The organism is Phenylobacterium sp. (assembly GCF_046290725.1).
GTDB lineage: Bacteria > Pseudomonadota > Alphaproteobacteria > Caulobacterales > Caulobacteraceae > Phenylobacterium.
In genome coordinates this window covers 1,910,744-1,929,528 of record NZ_JBKBUH010000001.1, presented here as the reverse complement: position 1 = coordinate 1,929,528, position 18,785 = coordinate 1,910,744, and the positions used below count along the sequence as shown (strand labels likewise).

Here is an 18,785-nt window from a genome sequence, read left to right as displayed (position 1 = left end):
GGCCCTCGCCTATCGCGGCAGCTTGGACACGCCCATCAGATAGGCGTCGACCGCCTGGGCGCACTGCCGGCCCTCGCGGATCGCCCAGACCACCAGCGATTGGCCGCGCCGCATGTCGCCGCAGGAGAAGATGTTCGGCGAAGAGGTCTTGTAGTCGGTCACCGGCGCCTTGACGTTCCCGCGAGGGTCCAGCTCCACGCCGGCCTGGTCGGTGAAGGCGTTGTGACGTGGACCGACGAAGCCCATGGCCAGGAGGACGAGATCGGCCTTGATCTTGAACTCGCTGCCCTCGACCTCCTTCAGCACCTGGCGGCCGCCCTCGCCCGCGACCCACTCCATGCGGACGCATTCGAGGGCCTCGACCTTGCCGTTGGAGCCCAGGAAGCGCTTGGTCGCCACCGCGAAGTCGCGCTCGCAGCCCTCTTCGTGGCTCGACGAGGTGCGCAGCTTCAGCGGCCAGTCCGGCCAGGTCAGCATCTTGTTTTCGCGCGCCGGCGGCTCCGGCATGATCTCGAGCTGCACCACCGAGGCCGCCCCATGGCGGTTGGAGGTGCCGATGCAGTCCGAGCCGGTGTCGCCGCCGCCGATCACCACGACGTGCTTGCCGGTGGCCGAGATCGCGCCGGTGGGCGCCGCGCGCAGCTCGTCGTCGCCGGCGTTGCGCTTGTTCTGCTGGGTCAGAAAGTCCATGGCGAAATGGACGCCATCGAGTTCGCGGCCCGGCACCTCCAGGTCGCGCGGGTTCTCGGCCCCGCCGGCCATGACCAGCACGTCGTAGTCGTCCAGCAGCCGCTGGACCGACACCGTCACCCCCACCTCGAAGCCGGTGCGGAAGATCACGCCTTCCTGCTCCATCTGCCGGACCCGCCGGTCGATGAGGTGCTTCTCCATCTTGAAGTCGGGAATGCCGTAGCGGAGCAATCCGCCGATCCGGTCGCTCTTCTCGAAGACGGTCGGCGCATGGCCGGCCCGAGCCAGCTGCTGGGCGCAGGCCAGGCCCGCCGGGCCGGAGCCCACGACCGCGATCCGCTTGCCGGTGCCGCGCTCGGACATCTGCGGCTTGATCCAGCCTTCTTCCCAACCGCGGTCGACGATCTGGCATTCGATGGTTTTGATCGTCACCGGATTGTCGATGATGTTGAGCGTGCAGGACGCCTCGCAGGGTGCGGGACAGACGCGGCCGGTGAACTCGGGGAAGTTGTTGGTCGACTGCAGGTTCTCCAGCGCCGCCTTCCACTGGTCCCGATAGACCAGGTTGTTGAAGTCGGGGATCTGGTTGTTCACCGGGCAGCCCTGGTGACAGAACGGAATCCCGCAGTCCATGCAGCGCGCGGCCTGCTTCTGCAGCTCGCCCGCGGGCAGCGGGTCGACGAATTCCTTCCAGTGCTTCAGGCGCTCGGCGACCGGCGCATAGCTGCGGTCGTGACGTTCGATTTCGAGGAAGCCGGTGGGCTTGCCCATGATGTTGCTCCGATACTCGGGGACTATTCGGCGGCGACGGCGGCGGCGGAGCGGCGCTCGGCGGCCAGCTCCTCCAGCGCCCGGCGATAGTCCTTGGGCATGACTTTCACGAAGGAGGCGAGCGTCCGATCCCAGTTCTCGAGGATCTGGGCGGCGCGCGCCGAGCCGGTGTGCAGGTGGTGGCGCTCGATCAGGATGCGCAGGCGCTCGGCGTCGAACCGCAGCACGTCGCCCATCCCGTTGTTGTCCACCGAAAGCGAGCGCTGGCTGGGCCGATAAGGCTCATCCTCGCGAGCGACCGGACCCGCAGGCTCGATCCGCTCCAGATCGACCATGGCCCTGTTGCAGAGCTGCTCGAAGCGGCCGCGCGGATCGTAGACATAGGCCACGCCGCCCGACATGCCGGCCGCGAAGTTGCGGCCGGTGTCGCCCAGAACGACCACCACGCCGCCGGTCATGTATTCGCAGCCGTGATCGCCCACGCCCTCGACCACCGTCACCGCGCCGGAGTTGCGCACCGCGAAGCGCTCGCCGGCGACGCCTTCGAAATAGGCCTCGCCCGCGATGGCGCCGTAGAGCACGGTGTTGCCGATGATGATGTTCTGGGTCGGATCGCGTCGGGCCTCGCGCGGCTGGCGCACCACGATGCGGCCGCCCGACAGGCCCTTGCCCACATAGTCGTTGCCGTCGCCGGTCAGCTCCAGGGTCACGCCGCGGGCCGCGAAGGCGCCGAAGCTCTGGCCCGCCTGGCCGCGGAACTTGAGCGAGATGGTGTCCTCCGGCAGGCCGGCATGGCCGTAGCGGCGGGCGACCTCGCCCGACAGCATGGCGCCGACGGTGCGGTTGACGTTCCGGATCTCGTACTCGCGCGCCACGGGCTCACCCTTCTCCAGCGCAGGCTTGGCGTCTTCGATCAAGGTGTTGTCCAGCGCCTTGCCCAGCCCATGGTCCTGACGGTCCATGTTCCAGAGGCCCTTCTGGCCCTCCGCCGGGGCGGCGTAGAGGATCCTGGAGAGATCCACCCCTTGCGCCTTCCAGTGGTCGACCGCCGGACGCATGTCGAGGCGGTCGACGCGCCCGATCATCTCGTTGACCGTCCGGAAGCCCATCTGGGCCATGATCTCCCGCAGCTCTTCGGCCACGAAGAAGAAGTAGTTGATCACGTGCTCCGGCTGGCCGGTGAAGCGCGCGCGCAGCACCGGGTCCTGGGTCGCCACCCCCACCGGGCAGGTGTTGAGGTGGCACTTGCGCATCATGATGCAGCCGGCGGCGATCAGCGGCGCGGTGGCGAAGCCGAACTCGTCGGCGCCCAGCAGGGCCGCCACGGCCACGTCCCGCCCCGTGCGCAGGCCGCCGTCCGCCTGGACGGCGATTCGGGTGCGCAGGCCGTTCAGCAGCAGGGTCTGCTGGGTCTCGGCCAGGCCGATCTCCCAGGGCGAGCCGGCGTGGGTGAGCGAAGTCAGCGGCGAGGCGCCGGTGCCGCCCTCGAAGCCCGAGATCGTCACATGGTCCGCGCGCGCCTTGGCGACGCCCGCCGCGACCGTGCCGACGCCCACCTCGGACACCAGCTTCACGGAGATGCGGGCCTTGGGGTTCACGTTCTTCAGGTCGTGGATCAGCTGGGCCAGATCCTCGATCGAATAGATGTCATGGTGCGGCGGCGGCGAGATCAGGCCGACGCCCGGCGTGGAGTGCCGGACGCGGGCGATGTTCTTGTCCACCTTGTGGCCCGGCAGCTGGCCGCCCTCCCCGGGCTTGGCGCCCTGGGCCATCTTGATCTGGATGTCGTCGGCGTTGACCAGGTATTCGGTCGTGACGCCGAACCGCCCGGAGGCCACCTGCTTGATCGCCGAGCGCATGGAATCGCCGTTCGGCAGGCGCGTGAAGCGGTCCGGCTCCTCGCCGCCCTCGCCGGTGTTCGAGCGGCCGCCGATGCGGTTCATGGCGACGGCCAGGGTGGTGTGCGCCTCGCGGCTGATCGAGCCGAAGCTCATGGCGCCGGTGGCGAACCGCTTGACGATCTCCGAGGCCGGCTCGACCTCGTCCAGCGACAGCGGCGCCTCGCCCGGCTTCAGCTGCATGAGGCCGCGGATGGTCAGCAGGCGCTCCGACTGCTCGTTAATGCCGCGCGCGAACTCGCGGTACTCGTCCGGCAGGTTTCCGCGCACGGCATGCTGCAGGCGCGAGACCGTCTCCGGCGTCCAGGCATGCGCCTCGCCGCGCAGGCGGAACGCGTAGGTCCCGCCCACGTCCAGCATGGTGGCGTAGATCGGGTTGTCGCCGAAGGCGTCGCGGTGGCGGCGCACGGCTTCTTCGGCGATCTCCTTCAGGCCGACGCCTTCGATGGTCGTCGCCGTGCCGGTGAAGAACCGCGCCACCAGCTGGCTGGACAGGCCCACGGCGTCGAAGATCTGGGCGCCGCAATAGGACTGGTAGGTGGAGATGCCCATCTTGGACATCACCTTGAGTATGCCCTTGCCGACGGCCTTGATGTAGTTCTTCCGCGCTTCGTAGGCCGAGACCGACAGGCCGTTGCGGACCCGGATCTGCTCCAGGGTCTCGAAGGCCAGATAGGGGTTCACGGCCTCCGCGCCATAGCCCGCCAGGACGCAGAAGTGGTGCACTTCGCGCGCCTCGCCGGTCTCGATGACGAGGCCGGTCTGCATCCGCAGGCCCTTGCGGATCAGGTGATGGTGCACCGCCGCGGTGGCCAGCGCCGCCGGGATCGCGATCCGGTCCGGCCCCACCGCGCGGTCAGACAGGATCAGGATGTTCTTGTCGTCCAGGACGTGGTCGGTGGCCTCGCGGCAGATCCGCTCCAGCGCCGCATCCAGCCCGCCCGCGCCCTCCTCGGCCGGCCAGGTGATGTCGATGGTCTCCGTCCGGAAGGAGCCGTCCAGCAACTCGCTGATCGAACGGATCTTGGCCAGGTCCTCGTTGGTGAGGATCGGCTGGGAGACCTCCAGGCGCTTGTGCGTGCCGGCCTGGCGGCCCAGCAGGTTCGGCCGCGGCCCGATCATCGAGACCAGGCTCATGACCAGCTCTTCGCGGATCGGATCGATCGGCGGATTGGTGACCTGGGCGAAGTTCTGCTTGAAGTACTCGTAGAGCAGCTTGGGCCGCTTCGACAGCACCGCGATCGGCGTGTCGGCGCCCATGGAGCCGACGGGATCGTCCCCCGTCACCGCCATCGGCTCGAGGAAGAACTGCAGGTCCTCCTGCGTGTAGCCGAAGGCCTGCTGGCGATCGAGCAGGTCCTGCGGCTCGTTGGGGAGGGGCGGCGCCTCCTCGGCGTCGGAGATCTCCTCCAGCTTGAACTGGGTCTCGTTCAGCCAATCTTCGTAGGGTTCGGCCTCGGCGAGGGAGCGCTTGATCTCCTCGTCCTCAATGATGCGGCCCTCTTCCATGTCGATGAGCAGCATCTTGCCGGGCTGGAGGCGCCACTTGCGGACGATCCGCTCCTCGGGCACCTGCAGCACGCCGACTTCCGAGGCCATGATCACATGGTCCTGGTCGGTGATGACGAAGCGGGCCGGGCGCAGGCCGTTGCGGTCGAGCGTCGCGCCGATCTGGCGTCCGTCGGTGAAGGCGACCGCCGCCGGACCGTCCCACGGCTCCATCAGCGCGGCGTGGTATTCGTAGAAGGCCTTGCGCTTGGGATCCATCAGCGGGTTGCCGGCCCAGGCCTCGGGGATCAGCATCATCACCGCGTGCGCCAGGGGATAGCCGCCGGCGACCAGCAGTTCCAGGGCGTTGTCCAGGCAGGCGGTGTCGGACTGGCCGTGCGGGATCAGCGGCCACATCTTGTCGAGGTCCGGCCCCAGCAGATCGCTCTCCAGCGTACGCCGGCGGGCGTTCATCCAGTTCACATTGCCGCGGACGGTGTTGATCTCGCCGTTGTGGGCCACGAAGCGGTAAGGGTGGGCCAGCTTCCAGGACGGGAAGGTGTTGGTCGAGAACCGCTGGTGCACCAGGGCGAGCGCGGACTCGCAGCGCTCGTCCATCAGGTCCTGGTAGAAGGTCCCCACCTGATGGGCCAGCAGCAGGCCCTTATAGACCACCGTCCGGGTGGAGAAGGACGGCATATAGAGCTCGGTCAGTCCCGGCAGCCCCTTCTTGACCGCCAGGGCCGCGAGCGGGTTCTGGGTCTGCTTGCGCACGGCCAGCAGCTTGCGCTCGTGCGCATCCTGACTGCGGATGTTCGGGCCGCGGCCGACGATGGCCTGGCGGATCACCGGCATCTCGGCCAGCACGGCCGCGCCCAGGCCCTCGGTGTTCACCGGCACGTCGCGCCAGCCGAGCAGGGGCTGACGCTCGACCTTCAGGAAGTGCTCGAACTGCGCCACGGCGACGTCGCGCGCGGCCTCGTCGCGCGGCAGGAAGCACATGGCCACCGCATATTCGCCCGCCGGCGGCAGGTCGACGCCGGTCTGTCCGGCCCAGTCGCGCAGCAGGGCGTCGGGAATCTGGATCAGGATGCCGGCGCCGTCGCCGACCAGCGGATCGGCCCCGACCGCGCCGCGGTGATCGAGATTGACCAGGATCTCCAGGCCGGCGGTCACGACCTCATGCGATTTGCGGCCTTTGATATTGGCCACAAACCCCACCCCGCACGCGTCATGTTCATTGCGCGGGTCGTAAAGACCTTGCCGTTCCGGAGCTCCCATCCGCTCACCCTCGCTATAAGCCACAGGCGCGCGGGACCACGGCTCTGCAGCCGTGTTCCTGCGCGTTCGCGGGCATTTACCCGGCAAGATCAGCCCTTGTCGACCGCCTGAGGGCTGGGAATGCGAAAAGATTTTCTAACCTGCGACGTCAAGTAGCGCCCTGTTCGCCTCACGCGCGACATTGCACCCCGTCAGGGTCATGGCCACGGCGAGTTCGCTGCGCAGGGTTCCGAGCATCTTCTCGATCATCGGCGCGCCGCCGGCGCCGAGCGCATACGCCCAGGCCCGCCCGACGAAGCAGGCCCGGGCGCCGAGCGCCAGCGCCTTGAGCACATCCAGGCCCGAGCGCACGCCACCGTCGAGGAAGACCTCCAGCTCGCCGCCGACGGCGTCCACCACGGCAGGCAGGGCCGAGATCGAGGAGCGCACGCCGTCCAGCTGCCGCCCGCCATGGTTGGAGACTACGATGCCTTGAGCGCCGGCGCGCAGGGCGTCGCGCGCGTCCTCCGGATCGAGCACGCCCTTGATGACGATCGGGCCGTCCCAGGTCTTCCGCACCCAGTCGAGGTCGGCCCAGGTGACGGAGCGGTCGAAGTTGCGCGCGATCCAGCCCAGGAAATCGGTGACCGACCGGCTCTGCGGGATCGCCCCGACGACGCTGCCCAGAGTGTGCGGGCGGCCATGCAGCCACACGTCCCACAGCCAGGCCGGATGGGTGACGCCTTGCCAGGCGGTGTTGAGGGCGCCCGAAAGCCCGCTCGACCCGGTGAAGCCGGAGCGCACGTCGCGGTAGCGCGCGCCGGGGACGGGCAAGTCGACCGTGAAGACCAGCACCGGGCAGCCGGCCGCCTTGGCGCGGGCCAATAGCTCGGCCATGTAGCCGCGGTCCTTGAGCATGTAGAGCTGGAACCAGGGGGGCGTGCCGGCGCTCGCCACCTCCTCCACAGAACAGACGCCCACCGTCGAGAGACAGAAGGGCACGCCGACCTTGGCGGCGGCGGCCGAGGCCTGCACTTCGCCACGCCTTCCGTACATGCCGGCCATGCCGACGGGGGCGAGGCCGACCGGCATGGAGAGTTTCTGACCGAACACCTCCACCGACATGTCCAGCTGGGTCATGTCGCGCATCACCCGCTGGCGCAGGGCGATGGCCTCGAGGTCCGCCACGTTCCGCCGCAGGGTGACCTCGGCGTAGGAGCCGCCGTCGATATATTCGAAGAAGATCTTCGGCAGCCGGCGGCGGGCCAGCTCCCGATAGTCCGAGACCGACGCCGGCGTCATGACCGCCCCCTCCGCTGCTCCCTGGCGCTCCTTCCTAGGAGGCGGGGCGGCCGTTGACAAATGTTCTTCTTTTGTTCTTTCATGGCGCCATGCAGATGCGCCTCGACCTATCCTCCGACCTGCCAGCCGTGCGCGACCGGCTGCGGGCAGCCTTCGGGACCGTGCGGCCCCATCGCCGGCTCGATCCCGTCTCCCAACTGGTCAAGACGATGGTGAGCGCCCGGACCTATGACGAGGTGTCCTGGGCCGCCTTCGTGCGGCTGCGCGCCGCCTTTGGCGACTGGAACGCCCTGGCCGGCGCCGCTCCGGCGGACATCGAACCGATCATCGATCCGGTCACCTTCGCCGATGAAAAGGCGCGACGGATCCCCGAGGCCTTGCGCCAGATCTGCGAGGCGCGCAGCGACCTCGACCTGGATTTCCTGAAGGACCTTCCGCTCGACGAGGCGATGGCCTGGCTCGCCCGCCTCTCCGGGGTCGGCGTGAAGGGCGCGGCCTGCGTGCTGAACTTCAGCACCCTGGCGCGGCCGGCGCTGGTGGTCGACACCCACGTCCACCGCGCGACCCGCCGGCTGGGCCTGGCGCCGCGCACCGGCGATACGGACGGCGCCTACGCCGCGCTCATGGAGCAGGCACCGATCGACTGGGACGCCGAGGACTTCTTCGAGCTGCACTGGCTGATCAAGCCGCACGGGCAGTCGATCTGCACGCATTTCGATCCCGCCTGCGGGCTCTGCGTCCTGCGCGACCTCTGCCCGCGGATCGGGCTAGCCCCCGCACCGAGCGCTATGAAGCCGCAGGCGGACGGGCCGGTCAGGCCTCAGCCGCAGCCGGCGCCGGGACGGCAGCCTGAGGCGGCGGGCCCATGGTGATCCAGACCTGGTGGCCGCGGGCCAGAAGCTCGCCCTCGGCCGAATAGAGCGCGACGCCAGCGGTCTCCTTGCGGCCCTCGCGGACGATCGGCCAGGCTATAACGATGCAGGTCTCGCCGGCCTTCGGGCGGCGGATCACCTCGCCGGTCATGGTGCCGAGCAGGGCGCCGTGGCGGCCTTCCTTCACCACCCACGCGAAAAAGCCGGGGCAATCGAGCGCCGCCCAGATCACCTCGGCCGGCGTCAGTCCCTCGTCATCCGCAAAGGCGGCGTGCGGCGTCCAGACCCCGGCGCAGACCCCGTCGGCCGCGCCGTCCAACTGGCCCACGAAGACCCGCAGGCCGTCGCCCTCGGCCCGTTCCGGGCCGCAGGAGAAGCAGGTGGGATGGACGCGCTGGGTCAGGCCGATATAGCGCGAGCCGGCGGCCTCGGCGGCGGGCAGGCTGGGCGCCGGCGGCGGCTCGGGCAGGTCGGCGGCCTGGGCGGGGCGGGCCGTGCCGATCACCGCGCCTTCGCCGTCGAACATCCGCACCTGGCCGTCCTCGACGCCGAGGGTCAGCGCCGCGTCGAGGGGGATGCGCGCCCTAAGGACCGAGGTCGCCGGCCCCTCGAGATCGCGGGCGAGCACGCCGCACACATAGCCGCCGTTGCCGGAATTGGGGGGCCCGCAAAATTGCTGGGCGATCACGATCTGCGTCATGAAATCTCCGAACGCGCGAATGACCGACTGAAATGGGTTCGATGCAATGAGGGAGGTTTCACACGGAATCTGCGCCGCACGGAAGCCGAAATTGCGTCGCGGCGTTGGAGAGCGGGCGCGGGCGCGCTAGCTTCGCGCCATGCCCTGCGGGGAATCTATGGAGCGACCATGAGCGATCGGATCGAACGGCCCTGGGCCTTGATGCGCCACCATGCGGGCTGGGCGGATGTCTTCCACATCGAAAGCGAGACCTCCGACTCCATCAAGGGCTTCTACCCGGACCGCGAGACGGTGGGCCCGCCGGTAAACTACAGCGTCCGGGCGGTGCTGGCCCGGTTCGCGACCATGGAGGCCGCCCGGGCGGCTCGCGAAGGCGCGGTGCTGGAATGGCGCAAGCACGACGCCGCCGTTCGCGAAGCCGAGACCAAGCTGCGGGAGGCCGAAAAGGCGCGCGAAGACGCCTGGCTGAATTGCCTGCGCGAGGCCGCCGACGTCGGCTAAGCTAGGCGGAGGGCCGCCCTCCGGCGATCAGCCGTCAGATCGGCATCCGCATGATTTCCTGGTAGGCGTTGATCACCTGGTCGCGCACGGCGATCACCGTCTCCAGGCTGGCCTCGGCCGCCGAAATGGCCGTCACCACGTCGATCAGCTCAGCCTTGCCCGCCACTTGCGCGGCGATCTGGGTCTCGGCCTTTTTCGTGGTGGCCGTCAGGTCGGTCATGGCCGAGTTGACCATGGCCCCGAAGTCCAGGCCGCCAGCCTCCTGAGGGCCCGAGGCGGCCTTCAGGGCGGAGTTCTGGGCCGCGGCGTAGGCCTTGGCGGCGGCGAGCGGGCTGATCACGGCTCAGGCGCTCCTATTTTTTCAGGAGATCGAGGGTGCGCATCTCCATGGAGCGCGCCGTCTCGATGATGTTGAGGTTGGCCTCGTAGGCGCGCTGCGCCTCCTTCATGTCGAGCGTCTCGATCAAGAGGTCGACATTGGGCAGCTTCACATAGCCCTTCTCGTCGGCCGAAGGATGGCTGGGGTCGTAGACGCTGCGGAACTCCTTGCGGTCCGGCTCGACCTTGGACATCCGCACACCCTGGCCGGCGTCCATCTTCATGGGCGTGAACACCGGGATCTGACGGCGGTACGGGTCGCCGCCCGGCTGGCGCGAGACCGACTGGGCGTTGGCCATGTTCTCCGCGACGATGCGCATCCGCGCCTGCTGGGCGCGCAGGGCCGAGGCCGCAATCTGCTGCGTCGCGCCGCCTACCGGTTTTATATTGGCCATTCAGCCCTCCCCCTCGTTAGCCGCTGCTCGGCTTGCGCGTAGCGAGCCGCAGGAGGCCCAGGGACTTTTGATAGAAGCCGATGGCCGCGTCGTAGTTCATGCGCGACTCGGCCATCTTCAGCATCTCCTCCTCCAGCACCACGGCGTTGCCGTCGAGCGTGGTCTCGGTGGAGGCGGCCTTCAGCGTCTTGAACGGACCGCCCGGCGGAGTTCGGCGCTGGTGGGCCGGCGTCATATGGCCGGGCTGAGTGACGCTCTGGGTCGCCGCCACGGCGGTGGTCGCCAGGCCTGCGCCGGGCGCGTGGTAGCTGAAGGCCTTGAGGTCCGAAGGCCGGAACCCGGGCGTGTCCGAATTGGCGACGTTCTGGGCGATGACCCGCTGGCGCTCGGACAGGTGGCCCAGCCGACCGCGCAGCATCGAAAAGAGCGGGATCTCGGCGAGATTCATGCCGATCATGGTGAACAAACAGGGTTAACCGCGTCTTAAGACCCTTAGGCGCAAAGCCTTGATCGGCCGGCGCTTTCCGCTTCATCCGGCCCGCTAGCAGAACGCCGATGGACCTCGCCGACCTCGTCCGCGCCCTCTTTGCGCTTCTATTCACCCTGGGCCTGGTGGGGGTGGCCGCCGTGGCCCTGCGCCGCTTCGGGCCCGACGTCGTCGCCCGCATGAGCGCGGCTAAGAAGGAGCGGCGTCTGGCGATCGTCGAGACCCTGGTGCTCGATCCTGGTCGACGGCTGGTGCTGGTCTCCCTCGATGGCGAGGAAAAACTGCTCTTGCTCGGCGAAGGCCAGATGCTGCCCTCCCCCGCCCGATGGGCCAAGCCGAAGGCGACGGCCGATGCTTAAGCGCTTGCTGAATCCGACCGCCGCCGATGTCCGCCGCGCCTTGCTGCTGGCGGCTTTTGGGACCCTGGCCGGCCTGTTGCTCCCGGCCGCCGCGGCGGCTCAGGCGGTGAACATCGACCTCGGCACCGGCGCGGGTCTGACGGAGCGGGTGGTGCAGCTCGTCGCCCTGCTGACCGTGCTGTCGCTGGCGCCCTCCATCGTCATCATGACCACCTCGTTCGTGCGGATCGTCGTGGTGCTGGGCCTGCTGCGGACGGCGCTCGGCCTGCAGCAGAGCCCGCCCAACGCGGTGATCATTTCGCTCGCACTGTTCCTGACGGCCATCGTCATGGCCCCCACCTTCGAGCGGTCCTATCAGGAGGGCATACGCCCGTTGCTCGATCAGGAGATGGAGCTGCCGGCCGCCTTCGACGCCGCCGGCGCGCCGGTGAAGGCCTTCATGCTCACCCAGGTGGATCAGGACGACCTGGCCCTGTTCGTGCGGCTGTCTCGGGTGGAGCGCCCCGCCTCCGCCGCCGACCTGCCGCTGCGCGTGGTGACTCCCGCCTTCATGATCTCGGAGCTCAAGCGCGCCTTCGAGATCGGCTTTCTGCTGTTCATCCCCTTCCTGGTCATCGACTTAGTGGTCGCCAGCGTGCTGATGAGCATGGGGATGATGATGCTGCCGCCGGTGGTCGTCTCCCTGCCCTTCAAGCTGATCTTCTTCGTGCTCGTGGACGGTTGGCGCTTGGTGGCCGGCAGCCTGGTCGAGAGCTTCCAGCGCGGCGCCGGCGGGGGATAGCTCGGGCGCGGTCGTTTAGCCCTTGGCGGCCGGGGCCGCCGCTGCGGCGGTCTTGGCGGGAGCCGGCTTCGGCGCAGCGGCGCGCGAGGGGCCGGCGTTCTCGCGGAAGCGCTCCTTCATCTTGGCGACCCAGCCGACGAAGGCTTCGTTGTCGGCGGCGGCGCGTCCGAAGTCGGAGACGTTCAGGCGACCCGACGACGCGCCCGAGAGCGCCACGCGCAGCGCCTCTGGGTTGCGCGCCTGGTCGTAGAATCCGGCGTATCGCTGGTCGAGGCGGGATAGCGCCGCCTCGTCGCCCGCCAGGGTATAGGCGACGCCGGCGCGCAGCAGCTTGCCCTCCTCGTCGCTGGAAAGCGCCTCGCCGCGCTTCCACCGCTCGCCGAGGCTGCGTTCGAACAAAGGCCCGGCGGCGGCCCAGTCGCGCTGCTTCCAGACCACCTCGGCGCGGAGATCCTGGGCTTCGGCCGAGGTGTCGCGCTCGATCACTTCCAGGGCGTGGTCGAAGCGGCCGAGCCCCATCAGGGCGCGGGCCTCCACCAGCCGGCGTTCGGCGTTGAGCGTGTTGGGCAGGACCGTGGTGCGCGAGGCGTTGATGACCTGCAGGGCCTGCTCGGGCTTGCGATCCATCAGATAGATAACCGCCAGGTCGGTGGCGACCTGGGCGCGGGCCACGCCGTCCAGGCGGTTCTCGGCCTGATAGCGCATCAGTTCGGCGGCCTGATCGAGCAGGTCGACATCCACCAGCCGGCGCACCAGCTTGCGCACCATCAGGTCGCCGTCGGAGCCCAGCGGCGTCAGGTCGCGGAAGTCGTAGAAAAGCGCCAGGGCCTGGATCGGCTCCAGCCCGTCGGCGGCGCCGTCGAGGAACAGGGCGCGGAAAGCGGTGGCGAGATCGGCCTGGAGCTGGACCGCCTCCGGCAGGTCCGGCAGCCGCAGCCCCGCCGAGTTCAAGGCCTCCAGCGCCTCGCGATAGCGGCCCTGGTTCAGATAGAGTTGGCCGAGCGCCCGGATGGTCTCCAGCTCGGTGGCGTCGCCGCGCCAGCGATAACGCAGGCCGTCGAATACGTTGGCGGCCTGGACCGGCGTGATCCGGCCGGTCTCCAGGCGGATCTGGGTGGCGCGCAGCAGGGCCGGGGCGGCCAGCCCCTCGACCGGGGCGCCAGCGACGGCGGCGTAGATCCGCAAGGCGCGGTCCTTGTGGCCCAGCGCCTCCACCACACGGGCCTGGACGAGGCGGGTGGCCAGTTCCTCCAGCGGATCGGTGCGGTCCATCAAGGCCAGCTTGATCCGCCCGTCGGCGCCGTTGAGGTCGCCGAGCGCCAGGGCGGCCTGGGCGTCGGAGCGGGCGAAGCGCGCCTTCCAGGTCGGCGAGAAGCGGCCGAAGGCTTCGGCCCCGGCGGCGAACTGGCTGCGCGCCTCCGGCCACTGCGCAAGCTGGGCGGCGATGTAGGACCGCCAGAGCGAACTGGAGGGGTCGTCGGCGAGGATCGGGACCGAGAAGTCGGCCTGGGCCTCCTTGTAGCGCCGGGCCATGACCCGGGCGATGCCGCGCAGGGCGCGGAACTCGGGGTCGTCGAGCAGCTGCGGCTTGGCGCGACCGGCGGCGTTCAGGACGCCGATGGCCTCGAAGGAGAGCTCCGATCCCACCAGGAAACGGGCGAGCGCCATGCGGGCGGCGACCGGCGCGTCGCGACCCTGCGCCCCCTCCTCCACGGCCGCCGCCATCAGGGCGTTGTAGCGGGCGAGGAAGCCGCCGGAGCCGGTCTTCGGCCAGTTGGCGTAGTCGATCAGGCCGGGCGCGCCGGCTGGTTGGGGCGCGCCGAGCTCGGCCTCGATGCGTTCCACCCCCGCTGAAGCAGGCGAGAGCGTCAGGCCTTCGGGGCGGCCGATACGGACGAGATCACCCTCGAATGTGACCTCGACATCCTCCACATGGCTTTCGACCGCCAGGCCCTGGGCCGAAGGCAGGACGGCCATCTGCACGAACTCGCGGCGCGACGGCACGCCCTTGGACGGCGCCAGCGCGGTGACCACGGAGAGCGTGTCGCCCACGTTCGGATCGGCCACGCGCACCGAGCGGGTGGCGCCCGCTACAGCCGCCTTCAACGCGGCGGGGCCGCCGGCGCTGGCGCGCATGACCCGCACCTGGGCCGGCTGGGTGACCGCGCCGGGACCCAGGCTGACCGTCCAGGTGGAGCCCTCGGCGCGGGCGAAGAACGGGGTCGAGGCCGGGGCGCGGATACGCACGGCCGAGTAGTCGGCGCCGCGGAAGGTGTCGACGCCGGAGAACTGGCGCGCCCCGCGAGGGGCGGCCGAGACGTCGATCTGGGCCGGAGCATCGAACACCACCCAGATGGCGTCGCCGCGGCGGAAAACGGCCGCGCCGTTGGCCGCAGCCCAGGGGAAGTCGAAATGAGCCTGGCCGCCGGCGATGCGGGCTTCCATCCGCACCACTCCGCCGCGCGGCGTGGGGTCCGGGCGTGCGGCCGGCGCAGGCTGGGCGTCCGCGGCCTGGATCGAGGGGGGCGGCGCCGGCGGCGGCGCGGCCTTCTCGAAGAGGTTGACATAGGTCACCCCGCCGTCCGCCCCGACCTGGGCGTCGGCGCCGTCGGCCAGCGTCAGGATCAGCTCCAGCCCGTTCTTGGCGCGGCGCGCCTCGGCGGTCTTCAGCCAGGGCGGCGGGTCGACCCGCAGCCGGGAGATGTCCGGGTTGGCGCTGCGGTTGAACTGCAGGATCAGCCGCTGCCCTTCCCGGCGGGCGATGACGCGGGCGCCGCCGACCCAGTGGAACTCCAGCCGCGAGAATTCCTTCGCCCGGGCCACCCGCACGTCCAGCACGCCGCGCGCAGCCGCCGGCGCCGTCGGCGCAGCTACGCCGACGGGCGCGGCGAGGCCTGCGATGGCGACCGCCGCGACGCCGGAGCGGAGGGCCTGGCGCAGGCTCATGGAATCAGCCGCCCTTCGGCGCCGGGGCGGCGGCCTTGGGCGCAGGCGCCTGGGCCTGCTGGGCGGGCTTCGGAGCTTCGGCGGCCTGGGCCGCGGCGGCGGCCTTGCGCACGGCGGCGTATCGGCTGGCCAGCGACTCCGTCAGCTTCTTGGCCTCGGCCGCCGGCATCTGGGCGAGAATCGCCGAGAGCGCGCGCTCCTTCATCTTGGCGGCGATGGGCAGGCGCACCTCGTCGTCCAGCATCACGATGCGCGGCGCGGCGTCCTTGGGCTTCATGCCTTCGAACACCTTCACCAGGCGGTCGATCTCGGCCTCTTCCTTGGCGTCGGCCTGGCTCATCAGGTTCTGCACCTCGGCCTTCAGGCCATTCAGCGCCTTGGTCTTGGCGTCGAGCTTGGCTTCGGCGGCCGCCAACAGGGCGATCTGCACGTCGAGATCCTGCTCCCGCTTGTCGAGCTGGCCCCGGCGGGCGCCGAGGCTCTGCAACACCTGCAGTTCGGCGGGCGAGAGTCCGGCCTCCTTGGCCAGTTCGGCGGCCGTCGGCGCGCAGACGGCGGCGGATCTGACGGTCGGCGCAGCGGCCTTTGCGGCGGTGTCGGCAGCCTGGCCGGTGGCGGCCTTCTCCTCGGCCTTGGCCTTAGGCGCGACGCCCTTCGCCGCCTCCTCCGCGAAGGCGCGGGCGCCGGACACCAGGTCGGAGGCCGAATTGGCGCCGGAGACGGCGTTCAGGCCGAGCACGCCGACCATGGCCACGCCGATCAGCGGCAGGATGCGCGGCATGGTCTTCATCGGCGGCCTCCGGCGCGCAGCTGCACAGGTTCGTCTTCGAACAGGTCGTCCTCGACGGACGCGCGCGGCCGGAGCGGGGCCGCCGCCGGCTCTCGGCGCAGCAGGCGCTCGCGCGGCGGGCGCGGGGCATGGGCGCCGGAGAGCAGGGAGCCCAGCCGATGGGTGACGCGCTCCACGTCGGCGCCGAGGGTCAGTTCCGCGGACTCCTCCACCCGGCGGGCCGGCGCGTTCTGAAGCTGGCGATCGAGCTTGGCGGTCAGGGCCCGGGCCTTCTCGATGCGGTCGGCCAGGGCTTCATGCGCCTCGTCGGTGGCCGCGCGCAGGTCGGCCAGGCCCTGCTCGGCGCGGGCTGCCGCGGCGTCCAGTTCGGCTACCGCCTTGGCGAAGCCTTCGTGGGAGTCGCGCAGGGCCTTGAGGCGGACGTTCAGGCGAAAGCCCATGGCGAGCGCCGCGGCCAGCAGGCCCGCCAGGAGAAGGTTCAGGGCGATGGCGATGACGCTCATTTCATCCTCTGGACGGCTTGGCGCGCCTGGATCGAGAGCGGGGCCTCGACGCGGACGGCGATGTGATGGTTGCGGCGGCCCATGCGGCCGCGGGTGAGGGGGATCGAACCAGCTCGCAGCTCCACCGGACTGTCCGGGGTAGCGTTGAGCATCAGGGTGTCGCCCACTTGGAAGTTCAGCACGTCCTTCAGGGGCAACTGCTGTTCGTCGAGGACGGCCCGGACGTCGATCTGGGTGGTCCAGAGCTCGGTGGCGAGGTGGCTTTCCCAGATGTTGTCGCGGCCGAACTTCTCGCCCATGAACTGCTGCAGCAGCATCTTCCGGATGGGCTCGAGGGTGGCGTAGGGCAGCAGCAGCTCGATGCGCCCGCCGCGGTCCTCCATGTCGATCCGCAGCTTCACCAGGATGGCGGCGTTGGCCGGCCGAGCGATGGCGGCGAAGCGCGGATTCGTCTCAAGCCGGTCGAGCGTGAAGGTCACCGGGGTCAGGGGCTCGAAAGCGGCGCGGGCGTCGGCCAGCACCACCTCCACCATCCGCTGGACCAGAACCCGCTCGATGGTGGTGTAGGGCCGGCCCTCGATGCGCATGGCCGCGGTGCCGCGGCGTCCGCCCAGCAGCACGTCGACGATGGAGTAGATGAGGTTGGAGTCGACCGTCAGCAGGCCGTAGTTCTCCAGCTCCTCGGCCTTGAAGACCGACAGGATGGCCGGCAGCGGGATCGAGTTCAGGTAGTCGCCGAAGCGGATCGAGGAGATGTTGTCGAGGCTGACCTCGACGTTGTCGGAGGTGAAGTTCCGCAAGGACGTGGTCATCAACCGCACCAGGCGGTCGAAGACGATCTCCAGCATCGGCAGGCGCTCGTAGGAGACGAGCGCGGAGTTGATGATCGCGCGGATGCCCGAGCGCTCGGCCGCCTCCTCCTCGGAGAGGTCGAAGCCCAGCAGGCTGTCGATCTCGTCCTGATTGAGGATGCGCTCGGCGCCGATCAGGCTTTCCACATGGGCGTCGGGATTCTCCCAGGTGGACGGATCGTCGGGATTGATCCCGCCGCCCGCGCCCTCTTGAGTTTCGAATTCGTCGGCCATGGGTTCGAACAACCGTCACGCCAGGGCGAAGAGCGCCCTAGTTGATCAGCATCTCCTCGATGAGCACCGCGTTCACCTTGGCCGGCGCGATCACCAGATTGACCCGCCGCTGGATCTCCATGCGCAGCTGGTAGGAGCCCTGGCTGCCCTGCAGATCCTCCGGCCGCAGTTCGCGCAGGAAGGTCTGGAACATGTCCTGGAGCCTGGGCATGTTCGGCTCCAGCGTGTCGACCGTCCCCCGGTCGGGCACTTCAAGGGTCAGCTTGAGTTTCAGGAAGGTGGCGCGTCCGTCCGCCGTCTGCATGTTCACCACCACGTTGGGCATGGTGTAGAAGAGGACGCCTTCGGGCCCCTCGCGCAGCTGGCCGGCGAGCTTCTCGCCCTCCTTGCCCTTCTTGTCCTTCTTCTCGGCCTTCTTTTCGCCTGCAGCTTCCGGCTTGGGCTTGAGCAGCAGGAAGGCCGCGGTCCCGCCGCCGCCCAGCACCAGGACGGCCGCGGCGCCGGCGATGATCAGGAGCTTCAGCGGCGGCTTCTTCTTGGCCGGCGCATCGCCCTCTTCACCCTCCTGGCCCTCGCCCTCGGGGGCTTCCTTGACCTTGTCCTTGGCCACGCGTGCGCGCTCCTTAGAATCTTATCCCCGTCTCATCGCGCAGGCATGGTTAAGGATGGGTTTTTAACAGGTGTTAACGGGCGCAGAATCTTGCCCGGCAGATTCCGCCGCCCGGCGCCCGTTAACTTTCTTATTCGTTGATTTTCCTAGAATTTTAGACTGGCCCGAAGCTTGCAGAGCCCTGTCGGCAATAGTGTCGCAGCCTAAGGCCCGTTCATGGACAACGCTCTTTTCGTCGGACTTTCCCGGCAACTGACGCTGCGCCGCGAGCTGGACATCGTGGCCAACAACATCGCCAACGCCGACACCGTCGGCTTCAAGGTGGAAAGCCTGATGGTCGAGACCGAGCCCATGCGGCCGGCCATGACCTCGCCCGGCCCCAGGCCCGTGAAGTTCGTGCTGGACCGCAGCGTCGGCCGCGACTTCGGCCAGGGCGCCCTGCGCACCACCGGCGCCACCTTCGACCTCGCCATCGAGGGCGAGGGCTTCTTCCGCATCGGCGGCGCCGAGGGCGAGCTCTTCACCCGCGACGGCCGCTTCACCATGGATCCGCAAGGCCGCCTGACCACCCAGGGCGGCCTGCCTGTCCTCGACGACGGCGGCGGCGAGATCGTGATCGATCCCGAGCGCGGCCGGGTCACCATCGCCGCCGACGGCACGATCAGCCAGGGCGAGGAGCGCGTCGGCCGGGTCGGCGTGGTCGACTTCCAGGAGCTCGCCGTCCTGGAGAAGCAAGGCGACAACTTCTACCGCAACACCTCCAACGCTGAACCTCAGCCCGCGGCCGAAGCCAAGGTCCGGCAAGGGTCGCTCGAGACCTCCAACGTCAATCCGATCCTGCAGATCACCCGGATGATGGAGGTCACCCGGGCCTACGAGTCCATGGCCAAGATGATGGACTCCGCCGCCGAACTCTCCCGCCGCTCGGTCGAGCGGATGGGCAAAGTGCAAATGCAATAAGGGAGCTTG

General features: G+C 69.4%; 17 protein-coding genes. 5 read left to right on the top strand and 12 right to left on the bottom strand.

Annotation, left to right across the window (positions count from 1 at the left end; all coding sequences use genetic code 11):
- Positions 1–9: 9 nt before the first annotated feature.
- From ACK41C_RS10035 to ACK41C_RS10025, 3 genes are all read right to left on the bottom strand, one after another.
- Positions 10–1,461, bottom strand: coding sequence for a glutamate synthase subunit beta (locus ACK41C_RS10035; protein ID WP_409653321.1), 1,452 nt, complete (start codon positions 1,459–1,461; stop codon positions 10–12).
- A gap of 23 nt (positions 1,462–1,484) precedes the next feature.
- Positions 1,485–6,128, bottom strand: coding sequence for a glutamate synthase large subunit (gene gltB, locus ACK41C_RS10030; protein WP_409653320.1), 4,644 nt, complete (start codon positions 6,126–6,128; stop codon positions 1,485–1,487).
- 135 nt (positions 6,129–6,263) lie between these two features.
- Positions 6,264–7,409: an L-lactate dehydrogenase gene (locus tag ACK41C_RS10025; RefSeq protein WP_409653319.1), complete on the bottom strand. Its 1,146-nt coding sequence runs from the start codon at positions 7,407–7,409 to the stop codon at positions 6,264–6,266.
- 95 nt (positions 7,410–7,504) lie between these two features.
- Here ACK41C_RS10025 and nth point away from each other — a divergent pair, with 95 nt between their 5' ends.
- A complete protein-coding gene (gene nth, locus ACK41C_RS10020; protein ID WP_409653317.1) occupies positions 7,505–8,281 on the top strand; it encodes an endonuclease III domain-containing protein in 777 nt (258 codons plus the stop codon).
- Here the strand turns inward: nth and ACK41C_RS10015 are convergent.
- Positions 8,223–8,981 (bottom strand): hypothetical protein, encoded by a 759-nt coding sequence (locus ACK41C_RS10015; protein ID WP_409653315.1) that lies wholly within the window; start codon positions 8,979–8,981, stop codon positions 8,223–8,225. The genes nth and ACK41C_RS10015 overlap by 59 nt on opposite strands.
- A 168-nt stretch (positions 8,982–9,149) precedes the next feature.
- Between ACK41C_RS10015 and ACK41C_RS10010 the strand changes: the two genes are divergently transcribed.
- Positions 9,150–9,482 (top strand): hypothetical protein, encoded by a 333-nt coding sequence (locus tag ACK41C_RS10010; protein ID WP_409653314.1) that lies wholly within the window; start codon positions 9,150–9,152, stop codon positions 9,480–9,482.
- 34 nt (positions 9,483–9,516) lie between these two features.
- On the opposite strand, the gene fliE is transcribed toward ACK41C_RS10010, so the two are convergent.
- From fliE to flgB, 3 genes are read right to left on the bottom strand one after another with little or no spacing between them, the layout of a single operon-like run.
- Positions 9,517–9,822, bottom strand: coding sequence for a flagellar hook-basal body complex protein FliE (fliE, locus tag ACK41C_RS10005; RefSeq protein ID WP_409653313.1), 306 nt, complete (start codon positions 9,820–9,822; stop codon positions 9,517–9,519).
- Positions 9,823–9,835: 13 nt separating this feature from the next.
- A complete protein-coding gene (gene flgC / locus ACK41C_RS10000; protein ID WP_409653311.1) occupies positions 9,836–10,255 on the bottom strand; it encodes a flagellar basal body rod protein FlgC in 420 nt (139 codons plus the stop codon).
- A 16-nt stretch (positions 10,256–10,271) separates the two neighbouring features.
- Positions 10,272–10,703 carry a flagellar basal body rod protein FlgB gene (gene flgB, locus ACK41C_RS09995; RefSeq protein ID WP_409653309.1) on the bottom strand — a complete coding sequence of 144 codons (432 nt, stop codon included), beginning with the start codon at positions 10,701–10,703 and terminating at the stop codon, positions 10,272–10,274.
- A gap of 107 nt (positions 10,704–10,810) precedes the next feature.
- Between flgB and ACK41C_RS09990 the strand changes: the two genes are divergently transcribed.
- Both ACK41C_RS09990 and fliP read left to right on the top strand, forming a co-directional pair.
- Positions 10,811–11,101 carry a flagellar biosynthetic protein FliO gene (locus tag ACK41C_RS09990; protein ID WP_409653308.1) on the top strand — a complete coding sequence of 97 codons (291 nt, stop codon included), beginning with the start codon at positions 10,811–10,813 and terminating at the stop codon, positions 11,099–11,101.
- Positions 11,094–11,882 (top strand): flagellar type III secretion system pore protein FliP, encoded by a 789-nt coding sequence (gene fliP / locus ACK41C_RS09985; RefSeq protein ID WP_409653306.1) that lies wholly within the window; start codon positions 11,094–11,096, stop codon positions 11,880–11,882. Before ACK41C_RS09990 ends, fliP begins: the two co-directional genes overlap by 8 nt.
- Before the next feature lie 15 nt (positions 11,883–11,897).
- Here fliP and ACK41C_RS09980 read toward each other — a convergent pair whose 3' ends face one another.
- Genes ACK41C_RS09980 through ACK41C_RS09960 form a run of 5 tightly spaced genes read right to left on the bottom strand, consistent with a single transcriptional unit; the run spans position 11,898 to position 17,816 of the window.
- On the bottom strand, positions 11,898–14,828 hold the full coding sequence (locus ACK41C_RS09980; RefSeq protein ID WP_409653304.1) for an endoglucanase: 2,931 nt from the start codon (positions 14,826–14,828) through the stop codon (positions 11,898–11,900).
- A 4-nt stretch (positions 14,829–14,832) separates the two neighbouring features.
- Complete coding sequence (locus tag ACK41C_RS09975) at positions 14,833–15,618, bottom strand: MotE family protein (protein ID WP_409653303.1); 786 nt, start codon at positions 15,616–15,618, stop codon at positions 14,833–14,835.
- The gene (locus tag ACK41C_RS09970) at positions 15,615–16,121 is read right to left on the bottom strand and encodes a DUF6468 domain-containing protein (protein ID WP_409653301.1); all 507 of its coding nucleotides are present in this window, start codon (positions 16,119–16,121) and stop codon (positions 15,615–15,617) included. The genes ACK41C_RS09975 and ACK41C_RS09970 overlap by 4 nt, the downstream gene beginning before the upstream one ends.
- Positions 16,118–17,206, bottom strand: coding sequence for a flagellar motor switch protein FliM (fliM, locus tag ACK41C_RS09965; RefSeq protein WP_409653299.1), 1,089 nt, complete (start codon positions 17,204–17,206; stop codon positions 16,118–16,120). Before fliM ends, ACK41C_RS09970 begins: the two co-directional genes overlap by 4 nt.
- Positions 17,207–17,243: 37 nt before the next feature.
- The gene (locus ACK41C_RS09960) at positions 17,244–17,816 is read right to left on the bottom strand and encodes a flagellar basal body-associated FliL family protein (RefSeq protein ID WP_409653298.1); all 573 of its coding nucleotides are present in this window, start codon (positions 17,814–17,816) and stop codon (positions 17,244–17,246) included.
- A 216-nt stretch (positions 17,817–18,032) separates the two neighbouring features.
- On the opposite strand from ACK41C_RS09960, the gene flgF reads away from it, so the two are divergent.
- Positions 18,033–18,776, top strand: a complete 744-nt coding sequence (flgF, locus tag ACK41C_RS09955; RefSeq protein ID WP_409653296.1) for a flagellar basal-body rod protein FlgF — start codon at positions 18,033–18,035, stop codon at positions 18,774–18,776.
- The last annotated feature ends 9 nt before the right edge of the window (positions 18,777–18,785 follow it).